This window comes from Streptomyces millisiae (genome assembly GCF_031845425.1).
GTDB lineage: Bacteria > Actinomycetota > Actinomycetes > Streptomycetales > Streptomycetaceae > Streptomyces > Streptomyces millisiae.
Genome location: NZ_JAVREM010000118.1, coordinates 1 through 9856, shown reverse-complemented (window position 1 = coordinate 9856; position 9856 = coordinate 1). Strand labels below are relative to the sequence as shown.

Annotated in this window: 8 protein-coding genes and 1 riboswitch; of the genes, 6 read left to right on the top strand and 2 right to left on the bottom strand. The window is 72.0% G+C overall.

Translation table 11 applies throughout. The features are described 5' to 3' along the window. Positions 1–189: 189 nt before the first annotated feature. Both otsB and RNC47_RS35050 read left to right on the top strand, forming a co-directional pair. Positions 190–1014: a trehalose-phosphatase gene (gene otsB / locus RNC47_RS35055; RefSeq protein ID WP_311604810.1), complete on the top strand. Its 825-nt coding sequence runs from the start codon at positions 190–192 to the stop codon at positions 1012–1014. Positions 1015–1079: 65 nt separating this feature from the next. Next, the gene (locus RNC47_RS35050; RefSeq protein WP_311604809.1) at positions 1080–2336 is read left to right on the top strand and encodes a serine hydrolase domain-containing protein; all 1257 of its coding nucleotides are present in this window, start codon (positions 1080–1082) and stop codon (positions 2334–2336) included. Between the two features lie 223 nt (positions 2337–2559). Here RNC47_RS35050 and RNC47_RS35045 read toward each other — a convergent pair whose 3' ends face one another. Both RNC47_RS35045 and RNC47_RS35040 read right to left on the bottom strand, forming a co-directional pair. Beyond that, entirely contained in the window at positions 2560–3981 is a 1422-nt protein-coding gene (locus tag RNC47_RS35045) for an alpha,alpha-trehalose-phosphate synthase (UDP-forming) (RefSeq protein WP_311604807.1), read from the bottom strand. Positions 3982–4158: 177 nt separating this feature from the next. After that, the gene (locus tag RNC47_RS35040; protein ID WP_311604806.1) at positions 4159–5124 is read right to left on the bottom strand and encodes a glucosyl-3-phosphoglycerate synthase; all 966 of its coding nucleotides are present in this window, start codon (positions 5122–5124) and stop codon (positions 4159–4161) included. Between the two features lie 329 nt (positions 5125–5453). Then, positions 5454–5623: riboswitch (SAM riboswitch) on the top strand. A gap of 17 nt (positions 5624–5640) precedes the next feature. Between RNC47_RS35040 and thrC the strand changes: the two genes are divergently transcribed. The 4 genes from thrC to groL all read left to right on the top strand — a co-directional run bounded on the left by thrC (position 5641) and on the right by groL (position 9767). Beyond that, positions 5641–6930, top strand: coding sequence for a threonine synthase (thrC, locus tag RNC47_RS35035; protein WP_311604804.1), 1290 nt, complete (start codon positions 5641–5643; stop codon positions 6928–6930). Then, entirely contained in the window at positions 6927–7202 is a 276-nt protein-coding gene (locus tag RNC47_RS35030; RefSeq protein ID WP_311604802.1) for a MoaD/ThiS family protein, read from the top strand. Before thrC ends, RNC47_RS35030 begins: the two co-directional genes overlap by 4 nt. A gap of 460 nt (positions 7203–7662) precedes the next feature. After that, positions 7663–7866 carry a cold-shock protein gene (locus RNC47_RS35025; RefSeq protein WP_004986573.1) on the top strand — a complete coding sequence of 68 codons (204 nt, stop codon included), beginning with the start codon at positions 7663–7665 and terminating at the stop codon, positions 7864–7866. A gap of 278 nt (positions 7867–8144) precedes the next feature. After that, positions 8145–9767 carry a chaperonin GroEL gene (groL, locus tag RNC47_RS35020; RefSeq protein ID WP_311604793.1) on the top strand — a complete coding sequence of 541 codons (1623 nt, stop codon included), beginning with the start codon at positions 8145–8147 and terminating at the stop codon, positions 9765–9767. Positions 9768–9856: the final 89 nt, after the last annotated feature.

The window sequence follows — 9856 nt, the reverse complement described above, 5'->3', positions numbered from 1 at the left end:
CCGCCCACCCGCCCCTTTTCCGCTGGCGCGGTTCCGCGCCGCGGGCGGGCTTCGCCCGGACGGGGCGCGGAACCGCGCCAGCGGCCAGCCGGGCGCGCTCGGCAGGGCCGTCGCACCGGAGGGGCGGTGGGCGGCAGGCGGCGTGGGAGGGCGAGCAGGACGGCCACGTCCGCCCGGTATGGTCGCCGCATGGGCAACCTTCCCGAACCGCGGACGGATGAGGGCCGGGCCGGCCTGAGGGCGATCGTCGGGGCGCCGGCGCGGGCGTTGTTGGCGTTCGACTTCGACGGGACGCTGGCGCCGATCGTCGAGGACCCGGCGCTGGCCAGGGCGCACCCGGACGCCGTGCCGGCGCTGGCGCGGCTGGCCGGCCGGGTGGCGGCGGTGGCGATCGTCACCGGGCGACCGGCCGAGGTCGCCGTGCGGCTCGGCGGCTTCGAGGCGCACCCGGAGCTGGCCGGGCTCGTGGTCCTCGGCGCCTACGGCGCCGAACGCTGGGAGGCGGCGACCGGCGAGCTCAGCGTGCCGCCGCCGCACCCCGGGATCGCGGCGGCCCGTCTCGAGGTCCACGCCTGGGCCCGCCGAACCGGCGCGCACCTGGAGGACAAGGGCAACGCGCTGGCGCTGCACACCCGTCGGGCCCCGGACCCGGACGGCGCGTTCGCCGCCCTGCGCGAGCCGATGGACCGGGTCGCGGCCTCCCGGGGCCTCGTCGTCGAGCCGGGGCGGCAGGTGCTCGAACTGCGGCCGCCGGGGATGGACAAGGGCGCGGCGCTGACCGCGCTGGTCCGGGAGAAGAACGCCGGCGCCGTGCTGTACGCGGGCGACGACCTGGGTGACCTGGCGGCCTTCGAAGCGGTCGCCACGCTGCGGGCGTCGGACGTGCCCGGGCTGCGGGTGTGCAGCGGGAGCGCCGAGGTGCCGCGGTTGGCCGAGGCGACCGATCTGACCGTGCCGGGACCGGCCGGCCTCGCCGCGTTCCTCGGCGAACTGGCCGACGCGATGGGGGGCTAGCACTACCTCCAGGACACGTGCTGGCTGGATCGTGCCCGGCGCTGACGCTCCGTAGCGTGTGAGCCATGAAGAGGAACAGCGGGGTCGGCGGGAGCAACAGGCGGTTCGGACACGGGGCGTGGGCCAGGGCGGCCCTGGCCGTGGCGGGGATCGGGGCGATCGGCGCGGCCAGCGTGCTGGGCCCGGGGGCCTGGGCGCAGGCCGTGCCGGGGGAGTCCGTGGGCGGCGCGGGCCGCGGCCAGTTGCAGCGGGACGCCGACGCGGTGCGCGACACGGGAGCCAGCGGTCTGGTGGTCCAGGCGCGGGACGCGGCCGGCCGGGACCGGGAGGCCAGGTCGGGCGTCGCCGACCTGGAGGAGGGCGGCAGCGTGCCGTTCGACGCGTACTACCGGATCGGCAGCGACACCAAGACCTTCGTGGCCGTGGTCGCCCTCCAGCTGGTCGCCGAGGGCACGTTGAGCCTCGACGACACCGTCGAGGAGTGGCTGCCCGGCGTCGTCACGGGCAACGGCAACGACGGACGTCGGATCACGCTCCGTAACCTGCTGCAGCACACCAGCGGGTTGGCCAACTACACGGACATCCTCTTCGCCGACCCGGCCCAGTTGACGCCCGAGAACTATCTCGCGCAACGATTCACGGCGCAGACGCCGGAGGAGCAGGTCGCGTTGGCGATGACGCGCGCCCCCGGTTGGCTGCCGGACGCGCGGGATCCCGGCGCCGAGACGCGGTGGGCGTACTCCAACACCAACTACGTGCTGGCCGGCATGATCATCGAGCGGGCCACCGGGCACCCCTGGGAGCAGGAGGCGCACGAGCGGATCATCGAGCCGCTCGACCTGCGCCACACCATGACCATGCGGAGCTCCTCCTACGTGCCGCAGCCCACCGCCACCGGCTATCTGCAGTTCCCCGGCCAGGAGGAGCTCACCGACACCACGCTCTCCGTGGGCGGCGGCGCCGACGGCGGCATCGTCTCCACCACGAGCGACATGAACACCTTCCTGCGGGCCCTGATGGACGGCACGCTGCTGCCGGCCGAGCAGTTGGCGCAGATGCGCACCACCGTGCCGGCCGACTTCGGCTCGCCAGGCGCGGGATACGGGCTCGGCATAGCCTGGCGGCCGGCCGAGGGCTGCGACGGCGGGGTCTGGTACCACGGCGGCACCTCGTTCGGCACCTCGTCCGAGGCCGCCGTCACGCCCGACGGCGAGGTGTCGGCCGCCGCCGCCGTGTTCACCACCCGGCTCGGCGACCAGGAGCGTTTCCTGGAGCAGGCGGAGGCCACGGTCGCCATGATCGATCGCGCGGTCTGCGGTTAGTTCCGCGCGGTGGGGGGCACTCGGGGCGGGTGACGCACCACGACCGTGAACCCGTCCCGCCGCCGCCCAAGCCGCCGCCCGAACCGGGGCCGCTGCCGCGGCCGGGGCCAGAGCCGCCCATGCCGCCAGGCCCGGACGAGCCGACGCCGCCGCCCGAGCCGCTGCCGAAGCCACCGCGTCCCGTGCCGCCGGCCGAGCCCGGCGGCGGCCGGCCCCCGGGCCGTCAGCCCTGAAGCGCGGAGAGCTGGTCGAGGAACCAGTCGGTGGGGGGCAGTGCCGTGGCCGCCGCGGCCAGGCGCTCGCTGCGCCTGGCCCGCTCGTCGGGCGGCATGGTCAGCGCCCGGTGCAGGGCCTGCGCGGTGCCCGCGATGTCGTACGGGTTGACCAGCAGCGCGTCCTCGCCGAGCTCGGCCGCGGCGCCGGCCTCGCGGGACAGCACCAGGGCCACGCCCTCCTCGGAGATCACCGGGACCTCCTTGGCCACCAGGTTCATCCCGTCCCTGACGGGGTTGACCAGCGCCACGTCGGCCAGCCGGTAGGCGGCGAGCGAGCGCGCGAAGTCGTCCTTGACGTGCAGCAGCACCGGGGACCAGTCGGCCGTGCCGAACTCCACGTTGATCGCCTCGGCGACCCGCGACACCTCGGCCGTGTACTCGCGGTAGACCGCCAGGTCCTGCCGGGACGGGTAGGCGAACGCGACGTGCGTGACCCGCCCGTGCCACTCGGGCCGGTCGGTCAGCAGCCGCCGGTAGGCCAGCAGCCCGCGCACGATGTTCTTCGACAGCTCGGTGCGGTCGACCCGCACGATGGTGCGCCGGTCGCCGATCTCGGCGCGCAGCGCGGCGAGCCGCTCGTCCACGTCGGGGCGGAACGCCCGCTCCCGCAGGAACTCCGCGTCGGCGCCGAGCGCGTGCACCCCGAGCCTGGTGGTGCCGCCCTCGTGCGCCACCACGTCGCCGGAGAGGCCGACGCCCAGCTGGTCGGCGCAGCAGGCGGCGAACGCGTCCGCCCAGCGGCGGGTGTGGAACGCGGCCCGGTCGGCGCCCAGGACGCCGAGCAGCACCTGGCGGGCGATCGGGTCGGGCAGCACCCGGAACAGCTCGGGCGGCGCCCACGGGGTGTGCGCGAAGAAGCCGATCCGCAGGTCGGGGCGGCGCTCGCGCAGCATGCGCGGCACCAGGGACAGGTGGTAGTCCTGCACCAGCACGGCGGCGCCCTCGCCCGCCTCCTCGGCGAGTGCCTCCGCGAAGGCCGCGTTGTACGCCTCGTAGCCGGCCCAGCGCTCCTCGAACGCCTCGTCGAAGACGGGCTCGAGCGGCGTCTGGTAGAGCAGGTGGTGGACGAACCACAGCACCGAGTTGGCCACCCCGTTGTAGGCGGCGTCGTAGGTGGCGGGCGGGATCCGCAGCATCCGGACCGACTGGCCGTCCGTGTCGGCGGCCGACAGCGTGGCGCCGAAGCGGTCGACGGCGGCCCGGTCGCCGTCGCCGAGCGCCGCGCAGACCCAGGTGCCGGCGCGGGGGCCGAGCGCCATCAGCCCCGACACGACCCCGCCGCCACCGCGCCGCGCGGTGAGGGAGCCGTCGGCCCCCACCGAGTAGCTGACCGGGCCGCGGTTGGACGCGACCAGAACTTCGGTGGTCATCGAAACTCCCTGGGGAGGTCGAGGTGTCGGGGCGAGGAGTGCACTTCCGAGGCTAGCCAGGCGCGGGGCGGGCGAAACATGCGACACGTCACGCCCACCCTCCCCGCGGGGCGCGGTGTCCCCCGCCCCGGCGGGGGCGGGGGACACCGCGTGACACCGGCGACCTGGCTCCCAGGGCTACGCCGCCTGGCGCGCCGCGTACTCGGGGATGGTGGACATCGGCGGCCGCTCCTCCGCGTTGATCAGGTGGGTGCGGGGCAGGAAGCCGCCCTCCTCGCCGCGGTCGAACTGGGTCATGTCGAGCCGCATCGGCAGCACGGACCCCGGCAGCCGGCACTGGGCGGTCCGCATGATCGCCGCCGCCATCCGGCCGAGCGCCTGCCCGTCCTGGTGGCGGTGCTTGCGCACCCCCACGTCGACCTGGGCCAGCGCGTCCAGGCCCGCCGTGTTCAGCGTGTCGATCAGCAGGCCGAGCTCCACGCCGTAGCCGACGGGGAACGGCAGCCGCTCGAGGAGCGAGCGGCGCGCCGCGTACTCGCCGCCCAGCGGCTGGACCACGCCGGCCAGCTGGGGCCAGTGCAGGTTGAGCAGCGGTCGGGCGACCAGCTCGGTGACCCGGCCGCCCTGGTGGGCGCCGGCCGGCTTGTCGCCGAGCGGCCGGTCGTACATGGCCTTGACCAGCTGCACGTCGGGGTCGGTGAGCAGGGGCCCGACTATGCCCGAGACGAAGGTGGAGTCGAACTCCCGCAGGTCGGCGTCGACGAAACAGATGATCTCGCCGCTCGCCGCCATCAGCGAGCGCCACAGCACCTCGCCCTTGCCCGGGGCGGTCGGCATCCGCGGCAGGATCTCATCGCGGTGCACTACCTTCGCGCCCGCCGCGGCTGCGGCCTCCGAGGTGCGGTCGGTGGAGCCGGAGTCCACCACCAGCAGTTCATCGATGAGCGGCACGCGCTCCATCAGGTCGCGCCGGAGCGCTTCCACGATGGCACCGACGGTCGCCTCCTCGTTCAGCGCGGGGAGTACCACGCTGATGCTCCCTGCCGCCCCTGCTGCCCGCTTCGCGTTCAACAGCCGCGGCAGCGGGCGGTCAGCGGCGGTCCAGGACCGGCGGCTCAGCCACTCCTCTGCCTCTTCCAGCACGAATGTCGCTCCTGTTCGCGTTCGGCCGTATTAGATCTCGTTTGGCCACCATTGCATCGTTTGGCCGTATCTGCCCTATACCGGCGTACCCGAATCCACCGAGACCATGTTTCTCGGTGGGGCCGCTTCCGGCCCGACTTCTCCCGGTCGCCGCGGACGGCCTCAGGCCCGCGTCAGTGCACGGCTGTCTCCCGGATCGCCCACTGTCTCCCGTGTCTCCTCGTGTCTCGCGTATCGGACGGCCCGGGCCATTCTGGGGGGCGTCGGTTACAGTCTCGAACAGCGCAGGTGTCCTCCGCATATCGGGGGCCGCGCCGACAACCACATAGAGCTCATCCAGAGGGGCAGAGGGAACGGCCCGTTGAAGCCCCGGCAACCCTTCCGCCGGTTCTCGTGACGCGGAGTGACGGTCGGTGACGACCGCGCCCCGGGCGAGGCTCCCGGTGGGGAAGGTGCCAATTCCGGCCTGAGGCGAGAGTCGCCCCGGGGAAGATGAGGAGAAGGGCCTCCATAGCCATGTCCGTGCTGACCACAGCCGACTCGTCACCCACCGCAGCCGTCGATCTCGGCCCCGCCGCGGCGCTCTCCTGTCGGGAGTGCGGCGAGCGCTTCCCGCTCAGCCCGATCTTCGCCTGTGCCTCCTGTTTCGGGCCGCTCGAGATCGCGTACGACCTGCCGAGCGGCGACCCCGAGGGCCTTCGCCGGCGCATCGAGGCCGGCCCCAAGAGCATCTGGCGCTACGCGCCGCTGCTCCCCGTGCCGGCGGACGTCGCCAGCAAGCCCAATCTGAACCCCGGCTTCACCCCGCTGGTGAAGGCCGACCGGCTGGCCGCCGAACTCGGCGTGACCGGCCCGCTCTACGTCAAGGACGACTCGGGAAACCCGACCCACTCCTTCAAGGACCGAGTGGTCGCACAGGCGCTTGAGGCGGCGCGCGCCTTTGGTTTCACCACCCTGTCGTGCTCCTCCACCGGCAACCTGGCCGGCGCGGTCGGCGCCGCCGCGGCCCGCGCCGGCCTGCGCTCCTGCGTCTTCATCCCGCACGACCTGGAGCAGGGCAAGGTGGTCATGGCGGCCGTCTACGGCGGCCAGGTGGTGGCCATCGAGGGCAGCTACGACGACGTCAACCGCTTCTGCAGCGAGCTCATCGGCGACCCGCTCGGCGAGGGCTGGGGCTTCGTCAACGTCAACCTCCGCCCCTACTACGCGGAGGGCTCCAAGACGCTGGCCTTCGAGATCTGCGAGCAGCTCGGCTGGCAGCTGCCCGACCAGCTGGTCATCCCGATCGCCTCGGGCTCCCAGCTCACCAAGATCGACAAGGGTCTCAAGGAGCTGATCGCCACCGGCCTGGTCGAGGAGAAGCCGTACCGGATCTTCGGTGCCCAGGCCGAGGGCTGCTCGCCGGTCTCCCAGGCCTTCCGCGCCGGCCACGACGTGGTAAGGCCGGTCAAGCCGAACACCATCGCCAAGTCGCTGGCCATCGGCAACCCGGCGGACGGCCCCTACGTGCTGGACATCGCGCGCCGCACGGGCGGCGCGGTCGCCGACGTCACGGACGAGGAGATCGTCTCGGCGATCAAGCTGCTGGCCAGGACCGAGGGGATCTTCACCGAGACGGCGGGCGGCGTGACGCTCGGCGTGGCGCGGAAGCTGCTGGCCGAGGGCACCCTCGACCCCTCGCTGACCACCGTCGTCGTGAACACCGGCGACGGTCTCAAGACCCTGGACGCGGTCGCCGCCGACACCGGCCCGACCGCGACCATCCGTCCCACCCTGGACTCCTTCCGAGAGGCTGGCCTGGAATGAGCGTGACCGTCCGAATCCCCACCATCCTGCGCACGTACACCGGCGGCCGGTCCGAGGTGACGGCCGACGGGCAGACGCTGGCCGAGGTGCTGGCCGACCTCGACCGGAACCACCAGGGGATAGCCGCCCGGGTGCTGGACGACGAAGGCCGGTTGCGTCGGTTCGTCAACGTTTATGTGAACGACGACGACGTGCGCTTCACGGAAGGGCTGCTGACCCCGACGCCGGACGGCGCGGGCGTGTCGATCATCCCGGCCGTCGCCGGAGGCTGAGCCTCCGTTTGTCCGGTAAGTGGCCTTTACCGCCGCGAATCCCCAGCTCCACACGCGCTCCACGACCGCCCCGAGCCCGTCCGGCTCGGGGCGGTCGGCCGTCCCGGTGGCGATAGAGTGAGCCCCGGGTCGCCCCCGGCCGATGCCAGCCGCATATGAATTCGCGACAGCTGGCGCAAATATTGTGCCGAAAATCGACGTACGAATTGTCGGGTTGGGGCGATAAGGCCATGGTGATTGATTCAACTTTCAGCTAATATATGGCATTTGCCCGTTCTGCCGTGCCAAGAATTCTCTCTCGAATGGCCTGTTGCACTGGGCGTCCGTCCAGATACATTCAGCGGCGGTCGACGCGTTCCGGCGCACACCCCCACACCGCCCGGGGGTTGGGTCTGAGAGGTCTGACCCGGGCCCGCGAAGTGCGGTCTCGTGAAAGGGCCAGCAAAATGGGGAGTTAGGAATGGCTCAGGGCACCGTCAAGTGGTTCAACGCGGAGAAGGGCTACGGCTTCATCGCGGTAGACGGTGGTGCGGACGTGTTCGTCCACTACAGCGCGATTCAGATGGACGGCTACCGCACCCTGGAAGAGGGACAGCGGGTCGAGTTCGAGATCTCTCAGGGTCAGAAGGGGCCACAGGCCGACATGGTCCGGGTGACCGCCTGAATCGCCGACCGTCTAACCGCGGCCTCACCTCCGAGGGCCCGCGCCCGCACCACGGGCGCGGGCCCTCGGAGCGTTCGCGCCCCCCGGAGCGCTTGCACTCTCGGGGGGAGAGTGCTAATCATGGCGTTAGCACTCTCCGGGTGAGAGTGACAGCAAGGACCGGTTCGGTGAGGTCCGCTCGGCAGGTGGGGCAAGGAACCGCCCGTCGGTGGACCGTCCGTCGCGGGCGCCAGCGCGGTCCGGAGTAATCCACCCCGGTACCTGGGAGGACCCCTTCAATGGCCAAGATCATCGCGTTCAACGAGGAGGCCCGACGCGGCCTCGAGCGCGGGATGAACCAGCTCGCTGACGCCGTCAAGGTCACGCTCGGCCCCAAGGGTCGCAACGTCGTCCTTGAGAAGAAGTGGGGCGCCCCCACCATCACCAACGACGGTGTCTCCATCGCCAAGGAGATCGAGCTCGAGGACTCCTACGAGAAGATCGGCGCGGAGCTCGTCAAGGAGGTCGCGAAGAAGACCGACGACGTCGCGGGCGACGGCACCACCACCGCCACCGTGCTGGCCCAGGCGCTGGTCCGCGAGGGCCTGCGCAACGTGGCCGCCGGCGCCAACCCGATGGCGCTGAAGCGCGGCATCGAGGCCGCGGTCGAGAAGGTCTCCGAGGCCCTGCTCAACCAGGCCAAGGAGGTCGAGACCAAGGAGCAGATCGCCTCCACCGCCTCCATCTCCGCCGGCGACACCCAGATCGGCGAGCTGATCGCCGAGGCCATGGACAAGGTCGGCAAGGAAGGCGTCATCACCGTCGAGGAGTCGCAGACCTTCGGGCTTGAGCTGGAGCTCACCGAGGGCATGCGCTTCGACAAGGGCTACATCTCGGCCTACTTCGCCACCGACATGGAGCGCATGGAGGCGGAGCTCGAGGACCCCTACATCCTCATCGTCAACTCCAAGGTCGGCAGCGTGAAGGACCTGCTGCCGCTGCTGGAGAAGGTCATGCAGTCCGGCAAGCCGCTGCTGATCATCGCCGAGGACGTCGAGGGCGAGGCGCTGTCCACGCTGGTCGTCAACAAGATCCGTGGCACCTTCAAGTCCGTCGCCGTCAAGGCCCCGGGCTTCGGCGACCGTCGCAAGGCCATGCTGAACGACATCGCCATCCTCACCGGCGGCCAGGTCATCTCCGAGGAGGTCGGCCTCAAGCTGGAGAACGCCACCCTCGACCTGCTGGGCCGCGCCCGCAAGGTGGTCATCACCAAGGACGAGACCACCATCGTCGACGGTGCCGGTGACAGCGAGCAGGTCCAGGGCCGCGTCAACCAGATCCGCGCCGAGATCGAGAACTCGGACTCGGACTACGACCGCGAGAAGCTCCAGGAGCGCCTCGCCAAGCTGGCCGGCGGCGTCGCCGTCATCAAGGCCGGCGCGGCCACCGAGGTGGAGCTCAAGGAGCGCAAGCACCGCATCGAGGACGCGGTGCGCAACGCCAAGGCCGCCGTCGAGGAGGGCATCGTCGCCGGTGGTGGCGTGGCCCTGCTGCAGGCCGCCTCGGTGTTCGAGAAGCTGGAGCTCGAGGGCGACGAGGCGACCGGTGCGGCCGCCGTCAAGCTGGCCCTGGAGGCCCCGCTGAAGCAGATCGCGGTCAACGCCGGCCTCGAGGGCGGCGTCGTGGTCGAGAAGGTCCGCGGCCTGACCCCGGGCCACGGCCTGAACGCGGCGACCGGCGAGTACGTCGACCTGCTGGCCGAGGGCATCATCGACCCGGCCAAGGTCACCCGCTCCGCGCTGCAGAACGCGGCGTCCATCGCGGCGCTGTTCCTCACCACCGAGGCCGTCATCGCCGACAAGCCGGAGAAGGCCGCCGCCGCGGCCCCGGGCGGCATGCCGGGCGGTGACATGGACTTCTGATCCTTCCGAGGATCGGTCCGTCCCGTCGTACCGACCGAGGGCGGCACCCCCCGCGTGAGCGGAGGGTGCCGCCCTCGGGCGTTTCCGGT